Here is a 19852-nt window from a genome sequence, read left to right on the forward strand (position 1 = left end):
GACTTATCTCAAAAACGGGGAGAGAGAGGGGCGCTGCATGAGCGTCTGGAACAAGTAACCGAGCTTGAGCTGCCAGCGTTGCCAGCGGCTCGCTTTTTGGGCCGATGAGTGTCCCTGCTTCGCCAGTTGGTGGATCAACTGCTCCGGACTTATCCAGAGCCCGGTCTGCCAATCGAGATAGAGCGGATAGGCAACCAGCGTCAGATAGACCAGCGCCGCCAGCGGCAGACTACGTCGACGACGAGCAGGCGGATTGGCATCCGTGGTCAACCCCCAGCCACTGTAGAAGGGTTGGCCCCAGGTCGTCACCTTGACCCCCTGCACCAGCGCCTCGAAGCCACTGAGCGAGGTCATGGTATGCAGCTCATCCACATGGGGATAGAGGCTGGTGAGCCCAATATCCAGCACCTGGCTATCGACACACTCCGCCAGACAAGCCGCAGAAATCGCCCCACCACGATTGCCCGCCACCACATCAGGGTGTGGCTTGTAGAGAATATGAGCATCGGGTTTGGCCGCTCGCACCGCCCACAGCAACTGCTCATTGCTGCGAATATGGGGGCTCCCGGTCAGGATGGAGGCATCGCCATCTACCTGACCCACCACCAGCACCAGCTCACGACCATCATCGGGCCTGGTGTAGTGCTGCGGCTCGCCCACATTGTATTTGCTGACCCTGTGTTCCCGTAGCAAGGCGAGCAGCGCATCCCCGCGCTTGACCTCCGCCTCTGTCAACTCCTGATAGTTGAGCAACTGTTCCAGCCCGCTGGGAGTGCGACTGTCGAAATAGATCCCGACCGGGTCCAGTGACAAGGAGGAGGGACGACAGAGATTGGAGCCCAGCCCCCTCGAGCGAATAAAACCATCCTCGACCCGGATTGCAGAGGCGAGATCGGGGTGGCGGCTACCCCACACCAATATCTGCTCGTCACCGGTCAACCGCTTGGGTGGCTTGCGCACAAAGCGCAACTCATCGGCCAAATGCTGGCAAAACGCCTGCATAAATGCCCGCTTCCACAGCGAGAAACCGACCAGATAAAGCCTGCGCCAGCGCGGCGCGGGACGGCGCTGATTGGCAATAATGGCGACCACCTCCTCTACCTCGCAACGCTGGCCCAGCACAGGGTCGAGATAGCGGGGATAGCGGATCAAGGCTGCCGCGACCAGCTGGGCGAGCGACACTTTTACGTTGCGCCGTTCACACTGCTTGCTGTCATGGGTCAGCCCCCAACCCGCATAAAACGGCATACCGAAGCAATAGACCGGCTTGCCAAGCAACAGGCCTTCAAAACCAAGCTGGGATGACACCGTATAGACCGCATCCACCACATTGAGCAGCGCATGGGGATGGCAGTGATCGGCCACAATCTCCACATCATCCAGGTTCAGACGGGCCAACACCCCGCGCTTCTTGCCAAGGCGAGTATCGGGATGGGTGCGCAGCAACAGGCGCGCATCGGGATGATTGCGGCGGGCCGCCTCCACCATCGCCACAAAATCAGCTTCACTGGCCAGCGCCCCCGGAATGGAGAGATCCCCCGCCACCTGATCGACCAGCAGGATCCTGGGTTTGGCGCTCTGCTGCAGACGAGTGGCAAGCCCTGATGGCAAGCCGCCATAGTCCCCGACGGCAGAGAGGGCGGTCACGCTGCCGCTGGCAATCGACTGATCGGGGGCAGTGGCATAACAGTTGTATTTGGTGACCCCGAGGCGTACCAGCTCATCGATCAGTCGCTCGGCCCGTGCCAACATCTGTGGCTCGCACGGGGTGGCAATCAATTGTTCAAGCTGGCTGGGCTGGCGGGCATCGTAATAGATCCCCACCGGATCGGCGATCAATGAGACCGCCTTGCCCCCCCTGGCGGGGTGGCCGATATAACCGATAAAGCCGTCTTCCAGCTGCCAATAGGGCAAACTCAGGGTCTTGGCCTGCTCCTTGATCTGGTGGGTATTAGCCTTCTGGCCCCAGCCGACCAGCACATCCCCCGGCTGTACGGCATCAGGGGAAGCAAAGCGCGCCAAGGGTTGTCCCAGACAGGCGCTGATTTGAGTGCTGCGGGCCAGTATGCCGCTGGATTGTGTCCATAGAGTCATGCAAATTGCTCAGATAAAAAGTTCAGCGAGATGTGGGCTTAAACATATCTCTGAAAAAGGCCCGAGGGTTGAGGTAGAGCTTGCGCAGCTTGCGCCACAGTGGCCGCTTGCGCTGCACCCCCTCTTGCCAGCGCAACAGCCCCGGATATTCGCTCACCGGATAGCCCGCCTCCTCCTGCAAACGGATCATCCACTCGCGAAAATCCGGCAGCTCCCCGCCAAGGTCGTTACAGGGCACCACGGGCCCTTTCAACGGGCCTCGCTCTGCTTCACTGCGAGCCAGCATCTGCTCAAGCAACTGATCATTGTTAGCCCGCCGTTTGTGGTAAGGGTGAGTCAGGGGGCGCGGATGCCACTGGTGAACCAGAAACCGGCCGGCAAACAGATGGGGCAGCGCATAATAACTGAAATAGCGCCGAAACCCCTGATAATCCCCCGGATGCTGGGCCTTGATATTAAGGGCATAGTCATCCGGTCGTGGCCCGATGGGGTAATGACGGGTGAGCCTATCAATCAGTTCGAGATCTTCGCCGCCATGGCCGACAAACTGCTCGTCAAAGCCCCCCAACTGCAAAAACCACTCGCGATTCATCAGCAAGCAACTGCTAGCCAGGGCGATTCCCTCCACCCGGTGATTTTCTCCCCGCAAAAAAGACTCCAAACAGCCCTGAAAATCCCCATCAAAGCGCTCTGTCTCCTCCTTGGTCAGATAGAGACAGGGGTACATCTCAAAAAAACTCACAGAATCAATGGTATATATATCTTTCCTAGTAAGGAGATATGTAACAAAATCATGCGAACATAATAAATCAACATCCATGAAGAATATAATATTTTCTTTGCAAATTGAAACGGATTTATTTCTAGCCAAACCAGGCGAAAATATATCTCCGCCATATACTTTACAAACGTGGGCGTTTATTTTGTCAGTACCCACGAATATTTTAAGTATACTTTCAATTCTATCAGTGTCATTATTATGATATTTCTTTCTATGACAATATGGGATAACAACCCCAATATCCATTTTGTTCTCGTGATGTGAATAGTCGATGGACTTGATTGAACTTAGACAAGCATATGTAGTTATGACTGCAAATAGACAACTATATGAAAAAATTTCACGAAAGTGTCAACACAGTCAGAGTTACAAAGAGCTTCATTGTGCATTTAGATCTACTTTTGCTTTTTTCTCATTAATAATGAAAAAACTTCTCTAATAGTTCCAATTCCTTCTTCCATTTGCATATTGACATGACCGTAACCTGATAAGTGGGGTAATATCTTTATTTCAAACATGTCTGGCTTTATGGATTTCATCATCTTCGCATTGTCAGGATCAGTAATTTCATTTGTGATGTATTTAATATGTGCAGCGTCACCGACATTGATAAATATTTTAACCATTCCACTTGGAAATCCATTTTCTCTATAAAAGTGAAAGAGGTTTGTCCATTCAGGAGAAGGAGGAGAACGTAATGAGTCAATCAGATTACGGCTGGTAGGATACCTCTCCAAGTTAATTTGAGGGCCTTCAGCAATAATCGCATCAGAATTGATCATTCTCCCGATATATAATGCAGAAAAACCACCCATTGAAGAACCATATACAATAAGAGGCCCGCTATTAACAGGAATTAAACTCATAAAGATTGATGCTAACTCAGGCAATGCGGACTTACCATCTTCAGAAATAAACCAGCTTGCCAAAAAATTATCGGTATACTCTTTACCATCAAATGGGTCAGATACATAAATCGAGCAATAATCACCTAGTTCTTTAGACCACATAACACGAGGAAAGTAGGGGTGTATTTTTTTTGTTAAGTTAGATTTAGCCGACGGCATAAAAATAATGACACCATTTCGAGCGCATTCGATCTTATTTAAGATGAACTTGAATTCGATGCCGTTAACATTAACCTGATGATTTTCAGACAGAGACATTTTCGACCCTTGATATAATCACTGTTGTCTTGTTATTAATTATATTTCTACTTTCTGGATAATTAAAAATAATTTGAAACGCTGATTCTTTTATTCCATACCTCGGTGCTACCCAACCTGAAATAGGATCACTAGAACCTCTCGAAAGTGAAATGTCAGAACCTGATGATATAGTTACAATATACCCTTCACGGCTTTTCAAGCAAACTGAATGCGTATGTTCGCTGACAACTTCATCAAATGAACTATCAATGGTCAAGAATGATTGTATGCATTTATTCATCCTTATATCATGCACATATAAATAATCATTAATAATTATTTTTTCGAAGTGATGTTCAATACTTCTAGTCAGACAGAAATTAGAGTCAAATATCTGCCCTAATAAAGCATGATTATTTCCTTTATAGCAAGACACAATTTTATTGGAATTTTTATGGTCGTGCTTTAGTCTAGATAGAGAAAAGGTATTGTGTGCCAAATCGGAAATAAACCAGTCTTTATATTCTGATTTATTGTAGGTGAATTTACCAGGGTCACAGATTACCCATATATCCTTGTGAAACCACTCTATCGATAAATAGTCATGGTGATTATGGAACTCACCATTGTACAAATTGCTTAGAATTAAAGAACTATAATAATTATCCTTAACTATTCTCGATAGGCTTAAACCTGACTGTGGCTTACAAAATAAGCCTTCCTTTACTTCACCAGAGTGAATAACTTTTTTTTGTATTTGCCTTCTTAGTAATGTTCGATCAGAATCACCAAAACTGAAGGCTTCACTGGGAGATGAAAATAAAATATTTGAAAATTTTTTGGCATTGTCAAAAATTTCATGAAGTCTGGTTTCTTTATACCAACCAGATGATATGAAGCTATCTAACAGCTGCAAACTATAGAAATGATACTCTGATGAATTCTCTAAGCAGAATCCTTCCTCATTGAATAAGCTACGAAACGCTGATTCCACTAGTGTCGTTTGATGGCCCAAGGAAAGGCCCGCCAATCCACTTTTTGCTACACCAACAAGTGCATGCATTGCTTGCAGACCATGATTATTAATTGGAAGTGGTTTTTTACGTTCCAATATATCTACATGGTAAATAATCCTTTCTGTAATAGATAATTTTACATGTTTATCTATTTTCAGGTTACCAGAAGATAAGGAGTCTACTATAAACAGATATTTTAACAGTCGATTCCCCGCAACCATGGAGTCCCAATGAATCGGTCTATCTTGATTACTCTTGTCAATATTTAACCACATCTCTAATACAGAGTTGAGTGATAACGTTTGAGAATTGATAGCTAGATCATTCAAATATGAATCAGAAAACCTGAACATAAGTATCTGTGATACAACATTATTGTCATTATTGTCTATGTAAAATGTTTTATCATTAATATGTACCGTGTCTGCGTCGTGTCTTGCTTTAAAATAAAAACCACTTTTATCAAAAGAGCCTTGAATTCCAATGCGATAGGCTGAGAACATGTGTTACCTTTAATAGCCCTCTCTATCTGAGAGGGCGACCATTATTTTAACTGATGAGATTGAGCCATTTCATTGATATGTTTGCGATATCAAATTTCTCTGAAGATGATTTATTATCGTGCATGAAATTGTTATTTTTTACGATCTTCATGGCCGCGGACTCGGTATCTGAAAAAATGAAAAATTTCGGATATAGTGTGTCAGAGCCTGGCCAATTTATTACAATAGGACATGACCCACTTGCCGCACCATCAGCAACACTCAGATGGAATGATTCATGATCACTAGTTGATAATACATAACCAATTTTCTGATACCAAGTTGCCATATCACTACCAAACCCATCAAAGAAGACGGCACCTTTTAACCATTTGCTATTTTCAATGCGAGCATATTGCGCTTCATAAAAAGCCATCTCTTCTGGTCTGTTCTTCATCCAAGGATAGTCTTCCGGCTTTTTACCTTTAATAAAAAGACAATAACGAGAATCCTTTTTACGAACTTCCTCCAAGATGTCCAAGGCCTTATCGAGGCGCTTCATTTTGGGGACAATACCAATCAGGCCAATATTAAACTCAGCACCATCAATTTTAGGTCGGTTCAATTTTTCACAAAGAACATAGTTTGGAATTACATGGCATTTCTCGTGCGGAATCATAGGTTGCTTTAGCAGACCATCATCGAGTAGATGCTGACTCACAAAATTAATAGAGCTAATCTTGCTAAAGTCCATCTTGCTAAAGTACTCGAGGTTAACCTCTTGTCCATGCACGCGGATGTGTAGCTTCTGATGAGCTTGCAGATGACGGCTATACCAGACCGCGTTACCTAATGCCCACTCGCAGATGACAATGTCAGCCCGACTAAGCAGCGCCTTGCTTCTCTGTTCATTGTGCTTGTTATGGCCCAACCACCGATCTATTAACACGGTGAAGCCCTGTTGCTTGAAAGTTGCCTCCAAGTGAGTGAAGAACTTGAGGTCATGACCTGCTAACAAGATAACGGACTTATTCCTCATAGGGAATTTCTCAAGCATGGGTTGTAAATGCTTGACAGCGACGTGTTCGAAGGTGTGTTGCTTGACCAGATTCTCCAGTGGTGCTGTCAAACGCTTTGTTTTCTTGAGCATCAAGGCAAAACGGGCTCGTTGCTCGAGCTCTTGTTGATTTCTGGCGAATAGTTCGAATTTACTGCCCAACAATTTTTCATACAAGGGTGAACGATTCAGTAGAACGGGAATCTTGGCAAGGCCATACTCGAGTAGCTTCGTGGAGAGCTCCTTGGTGTGTTGCTCAAGGCTATCATGACGCCACGCCCATGCAAGATCTGCAGAAAGCAGGGCATTTAGTACTTGCTGACGAGCAGCTCGCCCGTGCCAGACAATACCATTGCCGCTGCTGAGCTGTTGCAACGTTTCTTGATAAAAACTAGGGTCATCTTTTGGGTTGTGAATCTTATCACCATAAATATGCAGCTCGAGCTTTGGTAATGTCTCCTGCAATTTTCTAAATGTACTGAATAACTCACGGATTCCCCATTCCGGGGCAAATTTACCAGCGTATATCAAAACTTGCTTTTGGTTATCTTCAATTCGCCTTCCGGTCAACTTGGCTGGCACCATAGGTGGAAGCAATGACGTAGTAGCATCAGGGAAGTTCAAAGCAAAGAAATCAGACAACTCACTTGTTTGACACAGTACATGGCCGGAAGAGTAAATGATATCATCAATTTTATTTTTCCATTCAACAGTCAACAACTCGGTAGATTGCGGAATATCAGTTAAATAAGGAATCAGTCTGCCATCCAGAGTTCCAGCATCGGCAAGGGCTTTACAGACATCTGCCCCTCTCACGATAACGGCGTCAAAACAACCATGCTCTTCTTCAAAGTCCTTGAACGTATTGACAACTGCTTCTGGTTTCATTGGCCCCTTGTCGGGTTCAATCAAATAAATATTTTCAAACCTATAGGCATCATCAATAACTTCTGTGCTTTTTATTTTATCTTTCAAAAATACAAATACATTAACGTGCTCTATCTTGGCAAGTGTTTTAGCAAGAGAGATAAGCCAAATCGCAGCACCATCAATGAGATTCGTATTGACATCACCATAAATAGCTATGTTTTTACATGAGCCCATACTCGTGATTGCCGAAACAGCGGCAGCCTTATCGTTATAACTTTTCTCAATATTGACTACGTTATGATGCAGGATCTTCTCAGCACTCTTTCCCCAGGGGTGTATGGTGATACTTGCAAAAAGGGAGTTATTAGCCGTTTTGAAAGGTATGCAGTAATTTCCATCATTGAACACAGGGATATAACGGTATGCCCCCATTCGTTCTGACCAATGATAGCCAAGTGTCACATACATCTCTTTTGAAACGTCAGGCGACAACTTAAATTGTACCAAGGCTGAACGGGCGTGGCTGATATTACACTTCCCTTTGAGCATATATCTGGTATTTCCCTCGACAACGAAACTCGTATGGGGTTTTGTTGCAATATCAATATAGGCTTCTTTACCAAGATAGTATGCTGCATGTTGTTTTAAGGATAATAAGTCCCCATTCTCATGTGAAATGAGTTCTTGCTTATTGATAAAATCATATGCTGACTTGAAAACCAGCCCTGTTCTTTTCCAAGTTCTCTGCTCTGAAACCCATGCTTTGGCACTGGTAGCCAAGTGTTGCCTTAATTTTTGATCAGTGAGTAACTTTGATAACCCATCTTTCAAAGAAGCAATATTTCCTTTCTCGAAAAGAAGGCCATTCTCCCCTTCGATAATAAACTCTTTTATTGCTTGGACATCAGAAGCAATGATGCATTTACTGAGAGCCATAGCCTCAAAGGGTTTTAACGGTGAGACAAGTTCACAAACGGTGAGACTTTTTCTAGGGAATGGAGTGATATCAATGATTGAATAGTAATCTACAACGGACTCGTGCGGTATTCTTCCGGTGAACTTTACACAATGTTCTATGTCGAGATCTTTGGCAAGTTTTTTGAGACCCGGCAAAGCGCCGCCATCTCCAATGATAAGTACATTAAATCGGTATCCTGCCTGGATAAGCTGGCTAGATGCAATCAGGAGATCATCAAGGCCTTCATAATCAACAATTGAACCGACATAGCCAATTGTTAGCTCTTCATGAAGACCTAGCTCAGTTTTAAGCTCAAGATTCATCGGCCGAGCAACAAATTTATCTAGGTCAACAGCATTGGGAGCGACGAAGATTCGCTCTGCTTGTACCCCTCTCGTTACAATCTCAGCCTTCATGGCCTCAGTGAGAGTGATGACGACATCGGCGGATTGTACAAGCTGTGTTTCAAGTTGCTTATCAACTTGATACTTATCTGAATTTTCCCATCCAAGCTTGCGTGAGGATTCAGTTATCTCCCAAAAACCACGTACTTCATAGATAAAAGGAATACCCAATCTTCTAGCGGCAAATAAAGCAGGGAATGCGTTCAGATAATTCGAGCATGCATGAATATATTTAGCACCATTATCAATGGTATTAGATTCAATGACACGAGATGCATGGTCTATGTATTCGGAGATGGTCAACTCTCGCTGGACAGGGCCTGAAAGATGACGATAGTTGACATTATCAATAACATGGTGCAAGTCATCACTAGGGGGAGACGAAAAACGAACGTCCCAAGGATATCCTGGTCTGGTAATACCAGTAATATCAATATCTAGTGCATTGAGTGATGTTAGGACAGAGTGGCTACGAGTGGCATAGCCATTAGAATGATGTGGTAATGAACAATGAATGAGATAGTTGATATTATTAGATGAAGCAGCAAATTTCCGCGCTGATTTATTTGGCACACCCAGTCCATTATCCAATATCCCAATAATATCTGTAATGAACTTTCTCTTATAACTGTCTAGGCCAGATTTAAAGTGAGCATAAAGTGTATGTGTCTCTCTATAACATCCTTCATTATAAAGATGCTGGCAAACAGCATGAACTTGCTCTGGTGGCATTGAGCATTTTATTATCTCTGTGACCAATGACTGAATTGAGCTGCGATCCTTCGCGGTAAGTCCCTTAAGAATATTAGATAGAACTATCCCTCGATCCATCTCTGTAAGAGAGTTATCTTTATTCAATGCAATGATAAAATCATGCACAGAGTTTTTATGATAAAAGATGGTATATTTTTCAGTAATACCTGATTGGCGTAATTTATCTTCGGATGAGGCTTCCTCTTGGATTGTCAGCGCCCCTGATATTTTTACCAAACCTTTGCTATGCCAACGTCTTGCTGCAACTTCCAGTCTCCCTGCTGGAACATTTTTAAGTTGTAAAGAGAAATCACAGGAGCCATTATTTGTTGGCAAGTAATGATACATACCAACCTTCTCTGACCAGCTGACACCAATTTTATTTGCCAGAGCTTTATTGCTTTCTCCCGAGATGTTGAAGATCAGTAATGCGGCATTCTGTTTTTCATTATCCTCGACCTGAATGTGGCCAAGAAGGTTGATTTCACCTTGCTCGGTCATGATATGGCTAGAAACTACCGCATCTCTTAATATGAAAAATGAATGCTGTGAGAGTACGAGAGATTTATTTTTGCTCTTTTGTTCTTTCTTTTTTCTCCTGCCTCTTATTTCTTGACGCAGCTTATAAAGTGCGTAGGGCAGCATAATGAACTGACGATATCCTTTGAACCCGGTTATTAAAGCATTGCCTAGGCGATATGATACAGTGCTTTTTATTTTATCATTCTTAAGTCTTAATGTGTGGTTTTCTATCTTGTACTCTTCAAGCTCACGCTTAATTTTTTCTATATCAGTCATAGCCATTTTTTCTTGTAAAAGAGCCATGAGTACACATTTACTCATGGCTATAAATAGAAGCTGATTTTAAAGCGTTAAAGTTTATACATTGACAAAGTCAATAACTTTGGCTCTTGAGAAATCATTCTCCTGCAGTCCGATAAAGGACTTATGTTTCACAAGAATAACAACAACGTCAGCCTGTTGTATTGCTTCAGAAACCGAAGAAAGACACACGTTATTGCGGTTTTCCAGTACCGGCGGCAGAGCTTCGATATTGGGCTCAACTGCCAGGATCTGATAGGCCGGGTTGTTCGCCAGGGTCTTGGTGATATCCAGTGCCGGGCTCTCACGCAGATCGTCGATATCCGGTTTGAAAGCCAGACCCAGACAGGCAATTTTCGGGTTGCTCAGACCGGCAACCGCTTTTTCTACCTGCTCCACCACATAGTGCGGCTTGTAGTCGTTGACCAGGCGAGCCTGGTGGATGATTTTGGCAGTCTCAGGATTCTGGTTGACGATAAACCAGGGATCGACTGCGATGCAGTGGCCACCCACGCCGCAACCCGGCTGCAAGATATTGACTCGCGGGTGACGGTTGGCAAGGGAGATCAGCTCCCACACATTGATGCCCTGCTGGTCACAGATCAGTGACAACTCGTTGGCAAAGGCGATATTGACGTCGCGGAAGGCGTTCTCGGTCAGCTTGCTCATCTCGGCGGTGCGCGCTTCGGTGGCGATGCACTCACCCTTCTTGACAAACATCTTGTAGACCTGAGTGGCGGCTTCGGTACTAGCCTTGTCCATGCCACCGATGATGCGATCGTTCTCCACCAGCTCGCGGATCACCTGACCGGGCAACACACGCTCCGGGCAGTGGGCAACAAAGATGTCAGGGGTCTGGCCTTCTGCCACAGTGTGCGGGAAGGTCAGATCGCTGCGCTCTTCGGCCAGCCATTTGGCCATCTGTTCGGTGGCCCCCACCGGAGAAGTGGACTCCAGTACCACCAGATTGCCTCTCTCCAGCATGGGCGCCAGGGCACGGGAAGCACTCTCGATATATTTCAGATCCGGTTCGTGATCTTCACCCTTGAACGGAGTCGGTACGGCAATCAGGAAGGCATCCGCCTTCTGCGGGCTGGTGTGTGCGCTCAAGTGGCCATCCTGCACCGCTTGCTTGACCAGATCTTCCAGGCCCGGTTCCACGATATGGATCTTGCCCTGATTGATGGTGTCTACCGCATGCTGGTTGACATCGACACCGATAACCCGAATGCCGTTGCTGGCAATGACTGCTGCTGTTGGCAAACCGATATAACCCAGACCAACGACGGAGATGGTTTCGAATTTCATTATTTTGTGCTCTCAAAAGGAAAACTGGGGGCAATATGCCCCCAAGGACAGTTATGTAATCTGTAAATCAGGCCACTTGCAGGCTGCTATCAATCTGCTGGCCGAGGGCGCCGCTCAAGCCGATGACGGCCTCAACGATGCGCTGACTGGTTCTGCCATCCCCATAGGGGTTGTTGGCATGGCTCATCACCTGGTAGGCCAGCTCGTCATCCAGCAGGCGAACGGTTTCTGCAACGATAGTCTCGTCACAGGTCCCCACCAGACGAACTGTTCCGGCCTTGACTGCAGCAGGACGCTCTGTGGTGTCTCGCATGCACAGCACCGGTTTGCCCAGGGTGGGCGCCTCTTCCTGAATACCGCCCGAGTCGGTCAGGATCAGGTAGCTCTGCTTCATCAGATAGACGAACGGCAGGTAATCTTGCGGCTCGATCAGATGCACATTGTCGAGCCCCTTGAGGTTGCGGTTGACCGGCTCTTGTACGTTGGGGTTGAGATGAACCGGATAGACGATTTGCACATCATCCCGCTGGGCCAGCACGGAGAGCGCCTTGCAGATCCGCTCAAAGCCATCGCCATGGTTTTCGCGGCGATGGCCGGTGACCAGGATCAGCTTCTTGCTCTTGTCGAGGAAAGGGAAGCGCGCGGCCAGTTCAGCCTTCATGCCAAGGTTTTTATCAATGCGTTGGGAAACCTCAATCAGGGCGTCGATCACCGAGTTACCGGTGACGAAGATGGTCTCCGGAGCGATGTTCTCCATGATGAGGTTTTTCAGCGAGCTGATCGTCGGGGTGTAGTGTTGATCGGCGATGCCACCAGTCAAACGACGCATCCCCTCTTCCGGCCAGGGAGAGTAGATGTTGCCGGTGCGTAGCCCTGCTTCAACATGGCCAACCGCGATACGGTGGTAGTAGGCAGCCAGTGTCGCCGCAAACGACGTAGCCGTGTCACCGTGCACCAGAATGCGGTCCGGTTTGAAGTCGGCAAAAACGGGTTTGAGCCCCTGCAAGATGGCGGTCGTGACATCGGTCAGATCCTGGCCCGGCTTCATGATGTTGAGATCATATTCCGGCTCAATTTCGAACAGGTTGAGAACCTGATCCAGCATCTCCCGGTGTTGCCCGGTAACACAAACCCTGACGTCAACCTTGCGATTGGCCTGGAAAGCCTTGACGATAGGGGCCATCTTGATGGCTTCCGGTCTGGTACCAAAAACGATCAATACTCGCTGCGCCTTAATTGGCATAATAATCACTCCCGTGTGAGCTAATTGGTTTTATCTATCCGAAATTAACTAATAAAGACTGAGTTCACTGTTGAGCTGTGTCAGCCTGTGTTGCCAGGTGTGTTGGGCCAGCACGATTTCCATCGCGTTTTGACCCAATTCGTCTCTTAGTCGAACATTATTTTGTAATTGTTCACACCATTCGCGCGCCGCAGCACCATCCTGCACTGCGACAATGCTCTTGCCAAAAATGTTATCCATGGCGATCGAAGGCGTACTGATAATAGGGCAGCCAGCAGCGGCCAATTCAAATACCCGACGGGATAGCATTGTTGAAGATTGACTAATCGTATTGAAGTTTAAGTATATTTGATATTGCTGATATGCCTTCGCAACTGACATTTGAGTGATCGCAGGTTTACAGTAAGGTTGTATTTTCTCAGGATAGCTGCAGCCATTTCCTTTCTGCCAAAACCGGTCAAAAATAATCAGATTCTTATCTCGCAATGCCAGAAGAATATCCTCCTGAACCCTGCTTCGCTCAGCCAGCTCGTTACCATAATAGCCACCCAGAAATGCGACCTCCTGACCCCGCACTCCCTTCTCTGCAGGTTGATACCAGCGTGGCTGGGCAGCAAACATCAGCACACCGACATGCTGAAAACGCTGATGGGGGAGCGCATGATAGCGCTCCAGTGAGCCGGAGTCCGTGGTGTAGACTACATCAAACAACGCGGCCGCATCAGCAAAGCGTTCGAAGTGAAACGGATCTTCTTTGTTCCAGAAAATTGTTGTGATTTTCCGCTTTTGGCAGAATTCCAGCAACCTCCGCAGCTCTGGTTTATTAGGCGAACTATGGGCATAACTGGCTATTTTCCCTTTCCAGCTATCCTTATAACCACGCCAGGCTGATTCGACAAATAAAAAGTCAGGTTTGTAAAATCTTAACTTCCATTGCCAATCTATCGGTGTTATTTGAATTAAATCTGCGTCTGGAGCCAAACTGAATGTAGTAAACTGGTCGGCCACTAAAGCAATACATGGTCGTTTATTATTGCCCAAAGAAATTGATCCACATATATAATCCAGTAAAAATCATAACCACCTATTATCTACATAGCGTGGAATATGAACAGCACACTGGTTTTTATCAAAAAACCAATAAATTTTTATAAAATAGTCACTTGGCTATATTCTGACAGGCAGACCTCATTCCTCAACGTTATCTCTTTGGCAGATGATATTCTCATCTGCCAAGAATACAGATCTGACCTATCTTGCATCACCCTATCAATCCTGATGTTCACGCAAGGTCGCCAGCCCCATAACAATCAGGCCATAGAAGAGGCAAAGCAGAACACCAATTGTGACTAGGTTATACAAGCGGCGTGGGTATTCGGCTTCTTCCGCCAAGGTTGGCTTCGTCACGACCAGCAGGTGTTTCAGCTTGCGATATGCCTCAACGCGAGCTTGCTCCAGACTGATAAGGCCCGTCTTGTAGAGATCAGCAGCCAGAGTGGCCTGGGTTTGCAGATCCATATATTGGGCAGTGATTTCGTTCATCGCCTCAGGCGCCACCTGAGTGCCAGCACCGGCATCATTGGTGGTCAATTTCGCCTTTTCCTGTTTCAGTTGCTTGCTTAACGCATCAACACGGCTTTGCACCGACACCACCCCTGGTGCGCTCTCTTTCATATAACTGCGTAATTGCTTCAGTTCTGCCTGCTGGCGCACCAGCTCGGCTTCAATTTCACTGACCACACCAAGGCGTGCAGTGCTGGTCGATTCCGGACTGATTAGCTGATGGCTATTTTGAAACGCCAGTACCTTGGCTTTCTCTGCCTGCAAGCGTTGATGGGAACGGTTAACCTCTTGCTCGACAAACGCAAGCTGATCCATGGCGACCTGGTGGCCCAGCTTGTTGATAAAACCTTCCGCCTCTTTCAGCATCATGCTAACTACCTGCTGGCCATATACAGGATCAAAAGCCTGCAGTTCGATAGTTAATACACCGGAGAGTTCATCAAGACGCAAGGTCAGGTGATCACGGTAATATTCAAGAAACTCTTCGCGGGTCGCCTCCCCCGATAAACGGGAGAAGAAGTCGGCATCATGGCTTTGGTAGTGCGCTTTAAGCGCCAATTCGCGATCCAGCTTGGCCAGCAGATCCCAGGAGCGCAGGTACTCTTGTACCAGCAATACGTCCTGATGATTGCTACCACCCAGCCCCAGCATAGACAGGGCATCGGGCAACATTTTGATTTGATCTGCCTGCTTGATAATGATGTCACTTCGGCTGACATAACGGTCTGAAGCAACGCCACCAAAATAGATCGATGCCATGGTAAAGCAGGCTACAACCCACAAAAAGCTGCCCAGTTTCAGACTCTGTTGCCAGGAACGATGAGCGATTTTATAACCGTTGGAATCAATAAAGAAACGCTTCGGCTCTTTGCCAAGTTTGCGAAGCTTCCGCACGAAGCGTGATGGCTTTTCTGTTCTGATAGGTTGTGTCATGTTTAATTGTGCTTATTATAGATTTTGATAAATACGGATCGCATCGTCGATATTGTCAAATACCTCCAATCGGCTATTTCGTAATAAAACTCCCATATCACACTGCTGACGCAGGTTTTTCATATCGTGCGACACCATAATAAGGCTGGCAGTTTCACGTTTTTCGTTAAATACATCGATGCACTTCTGCTTAAAGCGGGCATCGCCCACCGAGGTGATTTCGTCAGTCAGATAGATATCGAAATCAAACGCCATGCTAACCGCAAAGGAAAATTTGGAACGCATACCACTGGAGTATCCCTTGATTGGTAGCTCGAAATGCTGACCTATTTCCGAGAACTCCTTGACCCACTCCTCAACCGCAGCCGTTTCGCGCACCCCATGAATGCGGCAGACGAAACGGGTATTTTCACGGCCCGTCATACTGCCTTGAAATCCCCCTCCCAGCGCCAGTGGCCAAGAGACCCGACAATGTCGGCTTACCTTGCCACGATTGGGCATATCCATGCCCCCGAGGAGTCGCAACAGAGTAGATTTGCCCGCCCCGTTGACCCCCAGAATGCCGATATTGCGATCCCGAGGCAGGGTGAGGGATACATCGCGCAGCACATAGTTACGGCCAAATTTGGTCGGGTAATACTTGGTAACAGAATCAAGAACAATCATGTGGATCACTTTAACTTGCAATCAAGCGACGATGGCTTAACCGATAGCAACTCATGGCGAAGGTGAGCAGTATCAAGGTGACAGCAGCCAGATACTCCCAACTAACATATGGGCTGCTATAGCCGGCAATCCAGCCACTGCGAATAAGCTCAAGGGCATGTACCAGCGGATTCCATAAAAACCAGTGCCGATATTGGGCCGAAATAGTGGCTAGCGGGTACATGACACAAGAGATAAACATCAATGGCATCATCAGCAGACCGAGAAACTTGTCGGCCTCTTGCATCAGGTTGCAGATCACACAAAAGACAATGCCGAGGGAAAACGAGAATACCATCAGCAGCAGATAGATAAGTATCACCTGCAGCGGATCGGCGGGGATGGCATCAAAGCCCAGCCAGAGTAGCCCTAGAACCAGTATTACCCCCACCATCATCCCCACCATGGTTTCGAGCATAAAACGGGCAATAAAGGTTGAAAATGGGGTGACCTGACGGTAGCAAAACAGCCCCATATTGGAACTAACTGCCGTTTGCAGTTTGCTCACCACATTTTTAAAAAAGAGAAAAGGCAAATACCCGGCGGTGATAAAGAGTGGTGCCGGTGCCCCACCAAAACCGCTGTGGTTGCGAAGGCCAAAGATAAGACTGAATACACTAATCATTAGCAAAGGATCAATAAAGGCCCAAGCATAACCCAACCGGTAACTACCAAAGCGGGTTTTAAGCTCACGAATAAGCAGGCCAAAGACAACATCTCGCAACACCTGCAGGGATGTGCGCGGCGTTTGATTAAGAATCGGTTTATTCATTAGTTCGCTTTACCTATAGCAGACTCGCCTATTGGCGAGTCTGCTTTTTTACAGCAAGAAGCGGCTTAGTTAATTGCTACGTTAGCAGCCACGGCGATCTGATAGATGATTTGAGTAATATCCTTGACCGATTGCATGGTTTTGCTGTCAACCTTGGGCAACACCAGGATCTGATCACCGGGCTGGACACTCCCCTTATCTTTAAACTCCACCAATCCGTTGGCATGAACCACGGCAATCCGCTGGTCATTCGCACGCTCGGTAAATCCACCCGCCCAGGCCACATAGTCATCGAGAGTCGCATTGGCGTTATAGACCACAGCCTGTGGCATCAAGACTTCCCCACCGACCTGAATCAGGTCCGTTCTGTTCGGTATGACAATCTGGTCACCCTGTTCCAGCTGAATGTTCGCAACAATCCCCTTGTCTGCGACCACAACCTTGCCAAGTGGCTGGATTTTTCTGGCCTTTTCGACAAAGCGCATCACCAGTTCTGCCTCTTTGGCACGGATCGACGCTTCACCATCCGAGCTGGCAGGAGCAGTAAACACACTGCGCTCCAACCGGTTGAGCGACTCTTCCAACATCTCTTTTTGCCGCGCAGCGACACTCTTGCGCATCAGGTAGATGGATTGGTAATCGGCAAGCTGTGGGTCAATGGGAATATGGTTGAGCAGCTCATGCAGCTTGGTCTGCTTGCGCACAGTGAAATATGAGGGCCCCATATAGCTACCTGCGACCTGCACATCATAAACCTGTGCATGCATGTCATCATTGAACAAGACTTTGTCACCATCCTTAAGCTGGAGGCTGGCAAAATCCTTGTAAGGTAAATAGATGGAGAATGGACCACTTGGACGGTCACCTATCACCCCGACATGACTCACCTTGGCAAGCGGCAGTGCGTAGTTAACCAGCTCCGAGCCTAGCGTATTACGCTGAGTCAATTCGAAACGGAAGGGATTACGAACCTTGCCCGCGACATTTATCATCGGGCCCTGTGGCTCTACCAGGATGACATCCTGATCTTTAAAAGAGAGCTTGGGCATTTTGCCCTGCTGCATGAATTCATACAGATCGATTTTTTGGATGACCTGGTTCTGGCGTAATACCTTTATTTGGCGATAGCTGCCGCGCTCCGAGTCGATCCCCCCAGCCCGCTTTAGAAAATAGAGCACACTGTCAGAGGATTGACCCGCATACTGGCCTGGCCGTATTACCGGGCCAGTGACAAACACACTCACGGGAGTTGTTGTCAGCAGGTTGACGTAGATATTGACATTATTTGTAAAAACATCGCCAATCCTGCTGGTCACCAGATTATTGACCTGGCTGGCAGGTACATTCTTGACATTTATCGGGCCGACATCAGGGATGAAAATATTGCCCTGATTATCTACCGTCACTACATTTGAAAAATTGACGGCACCCCAGATCCAGATATTAAGCTTGTCCCCTGGCGCTATCAGATAATTGTCATTCAAGCCATCGCTGCGTTCGGTCTCATAGCCACCGGCAAACAGATTGGCGCCATAGGGAGGAGGTAATCCAGCCTCTGCCAGGGGCAGTAATTTACGTACATCTGCCTCACCGGGTAACAACATCCCTTGACGATTCTGTTGGGTAAAACTCCCGGTCGTTGAACTTGTGTTGGCCTGCCCACTCAGTGCTGCTTGACCACCAAGCTGGGTGCCGGTGTTTTCAGCAGCCTTTCCTGAAAGGGTGTAACCAAATGATGATCCATTTGCTTGCGCTAAATCCGGGGCGGCAATGGCCATGGTTGCGCAGGATGTACTGATGAGAAACAGAAGTGTGCCGAGCTGATAAATTTTCATTTTGTTCAAAACATGTGCCTTCATTTTATTGCTCAGCAAGAAGGTTGCTGACAGAGGTCTGTTCCAGTTGAGGTATCAGATACCATTGTTCTTCAGTCTTGCATGCCGCGCGCCTTTGCGAATGGCCTTGCATGCTGTTAAACAACAACTCAACGCACTCAAGACCCAGAGCCGAAACATAGCGTTGCCCCAGGGTATAGGTAACATTGTTTCTACTGAATGCAGCGCCTTGTGGCAGTGTATTCAGCGCCTGCTGCAGATCGGGAGGCATGGCATACAATTCAGTAGCAACTGACGGGTTGACGAGAGGACGAGACGCTTCTACCTGCTTTGGCTCATATGCACAGCCACCAACTTGTATGGCTAACGATATGGCCAATAACCGGGTTGCAAAATTCATGTGTCAATATTTCCCATGGAGTCAAGTGTTGATCTGTTAAAGCCAGGTCGCCTTATGGTCTGGCAACGCTATTGCCGATCGACTCATTATCTTTCATGACCAAAAAACGAACTGACATGTGGCTGTTCATCCCCAGCCCTGCAACTGCAAAAGCGGGTTTTGAGTTCCTCATCAACAGACAATCTGCCGAGACTGCGAAGCGATACCAGGCAGTCTGAACAAGAGGGCTTTGCTCAAAAAATTACCATTTACAGCACACATTTCAGAATGTTCTGAGTGAATCGAGCAAGACACGATATATGATGGATCTCAGACAGAACAGCAATAGTCTCATCAGAAGTAGGCATGAGCTCTAAAATGAGCAATGCTGCTCAATTGCTGTAAAGATGTAGCGATGTTGATGCGAAACACTGTTTTTTTGCCATAGCTACCGCACGGCAATGACATCTTCCCGGACAAAAAACAGACAAAATGGATGTAAAATTAAAACAGGAGGGAAAATAACGATGCCTGCCAGCTCAAAAAGCAGACAGAAGTTGATTGCAATGTAAGCACCCACCCCGTGCATGAGAGCGTCACAATGTGACGTATATCATACTTATTCTCATTTTTTTCGAATGCTATCAATAAGCCACAATTGGGTCAACACTCAAAAAACTCACCTGCATTCTTCACACGACAAGGAGGGACACAAGACTCTGTTTTTAA

13 protein-coding genes are annotated in these 19852 nt (G+C 47.0%); all 13 read right to left on the reverse strand.

What is annotated here, in order from left to right:
• Positions 1-3 precede the first annotated feature (3 nt).
• Entirely contained in the window at positions 4-2094 is a 2091-nt protein-coding gene (locus G5193_RS17085; RefSeq protein WP_421206578.1) for a capsular polysaccharide biosynthesis protein, read from the reverse strand.
• A gap of 22 nt (positions 2095-2116) precedes the next feature.
• The gene (locus G5193_RS17090) at positions 2117-3121 is read right to left on the reverse strand and encodes a galactosyltransferase-related protein (RefSeq protein ID WP_421206580.1); all 1005 of its coding nucleotides are present in this window, start codon (positions 3119-3121) and stop codon (positions 2117-2119) included.
• Between the two features lie 149 nt (positions 3122-3270).
• Positions 3271-4041: a hypothetical protein gene (locus tag G5193_RS17095; RefSeq protein WP_421206582.1), complete on the reverse strand. Its 771-nt coding sequence runs from the start codon at positions 4039-4041 to the stop codon at positions 3271-3273.
• The gene (locus G5193_RS17100) at positions 4028-5542 is read right to left on the reverse strand and encodes a heparinase II/III domain-containing protein (protein ID WP_421206583.1); all 1515 of its coding nucleotides are present in this window, start codon (positions 5540-5542) and stop codon (positions 4028-4030) included. Before G5193_RS17100 ends, G5193_RS17095 begins: the two co-directional genes overlap by 14 nt.
• A gap of 46 nt (positions 5543-5588) precedes the next feature.
• Positions 5589-10388: a glycosyltransferase gene (locus tag G5193_RS17105; RefSeq protein WP_421206584.1), complete on the reverse strand. Its 4800-nt coding sequence runs from the start codon at positions 10386-10388 to the stop codon at positions 5589-5591.
• Positions 10389-10442: 54 nt separating this feature from the next.
• On the reverse strand, positions 10443-11693 hold the full coding sequence (wecC, locus tag G5193_RS17110; protein ID WP_421206586.1) for a UDP-N-acetyl-D-mannosamine dehydrogenase: 1251 nt from the start codon (positions 11691-11693) through the stop codon (positions 10443-10445).
• 67 nt (positions 11694-11760) lie between these two features.
• Positions 11761-12936, reverse strand: a complete 1176-nt coding sequence (wecB, locus tag G5193_RS17115; protein WP_421206588.1) for a non-hydrolyzing UDP-N-acetylglucosamine 2-epimerase — start codon at positions 12934-12936, stop codon at positions 11761-11763.
• Between the two features lie 48 nt (positions 12937-12984).
• On the reverse strand, positions 12985-13977 hold the full coding sequence (locus tag G5193_RS17120) for a CgeB family protein (protein ID WP_421206590.1): 993 nt from the start codon (positions 13975-13977) through the stop codon (positions 12985-12987).
• A gap of 228 nt (positions 13978-14205) precedes the next feature.
• Positions 14206-15432 carry a sugar transporter gene (locus tag G5193_RS17125; protein WP_421206592.1) on the reverse strand — a complete coding sequence of 409 codons (1227 nt, stop codon included), beginning with the start codon at positions 15430-15432 and terminating at the stop codon, positions 14206-14208.
• A 15-nt stretch (positions 15433-15447) separates the two neighbouring features.
• Positions 15448-16098, reverse strand: coding sequence for an ABC transporter ATP-binding protein (locus tag G5193_RS17130; protein WP_421206594.1), 651 nt, complete (start codon positions 16096-16098; stop codon positions 15448-15450).
• A gap of 10 nt (positions 16099-16108) precedes the next feature.
• The gene (locus tag G5193_RS17135) at positions 16109-16909 is read right to left on the reverse strand and encodes an ABC transporter permease (protein WP_421206596.1); all 801 of its coding nucleotides are present in this window, start codon (positions 16907-16909) and stop codon (positions 16109-16111) included.
• Between the two features lie 65 nt (positions 16910-16974).
• Positions 16975-18783, reverse strand: a complete 1809-nt coding sequence (locus G5193_RS17140) for a polysaccharide biosynthesis/export family protein (RefSeq protein ID WP_254204258.1) — start codon at positions 18781-18783, stop codon at positions 16975-16977.
• On the reverse strand, positions 18770-19144 hold the full coding sequence (locus G5193_RS17145) for a hypothetical protein (protein ID WP_201996467.1): 375 nt from the start codon (positions 19142-19144) through the stop codon (positions 18770-18772). The genes G5193_RS17140 and G5193_RS17145 overlap by 14 nt, the downstream gene beginning before the upstream one ends.
• Between the last annotated feature and the right edge of the window lie 708 nt (positions 19145-19852).

The organism is Aeromonas sp. 601027 (genome assembly GCF_049174455.1).
Taxonomy (GTDB): Bacteria; Pseudomonadota; Gammaproteobacteria; order Enterobacterales; family Aeromonadaceae; genus Aeromonas; species Aeromonas veronii_A.

Coding starts and splice junctions, on each gene's coding strand:
- wecB (WP_421206588.1), bottom strand. CDS start 12,936: ATGCCAATTAAGGCGCAGCGAGTATTGATCGTTTTTGGTACCAGACCG.
- G5193_RS17130 (WP_421206594.1), bottom strand. CDS start 16,098: ATGATTGTTCTTGATTCTGTTACCAAGTATTACCCGACCAAATTTGGC.
- G5193_RS17095 (WP_421206582.1), bottom strand. CDS start 4,041: ATGTCTCTGTCTGAAAATCATCAGGTTAATGTTAACGGCATCGAATTC.
- G5193_RS17145 (WP_201996467.1), bottom strand. CDS start 19,144: ATGAATTTTGCAACCCGGTTATTGGCCATATCGTTAGCCATACAAGTT.
- G5193_RS17125 (WP_421206592.1), bottom strand. CDS start 15,432: ATGACACAACCTATCAGAACAGAAAAGCCATCACGCTTCGTGCGGAAG.
- wecC (WP_421206586.1), bottom strand. CDS start 11,693: ATGAAATTCGAAACCATCTCCGTCGTTGGTCTGGGTTATATCGGTTTG.
- G5193_RS17135 (WP_421206596.1), bottom strand. CDS start 16,909: ATGAATAAACCGATTCTTAATCAAACGCCGCGCACATCCCTGCAGGTG.
- G5193_RS17090 (WP_421206580.1), bottom strand. CDS start 3,121: ATGGATATTGGGGTTGTTATCCCATATTGTCATAGAAAGAAATATCAT.
- G5193_RS17105 (WP_421206584.1), bottom strand. CDS start 10,388: ATGGCTCTTTTACAAGAAAAAATGGCTATGACTGATATAGAAAAAATT.
- G5193_RS17085 (WP_421206578.1), bottom strand. CDS start 2,094: ATGACTCTATGGACACAATCCAGCGGCATACTGGCCCGCAGCACTCAA.
- G5193_RS17100 (WP_421206583.1), bottom strand. CDS start 5,542: ATGTTCTCAGCCTATCGCATTGGAATTCAAGGCTCTTTTGATAAAAGT.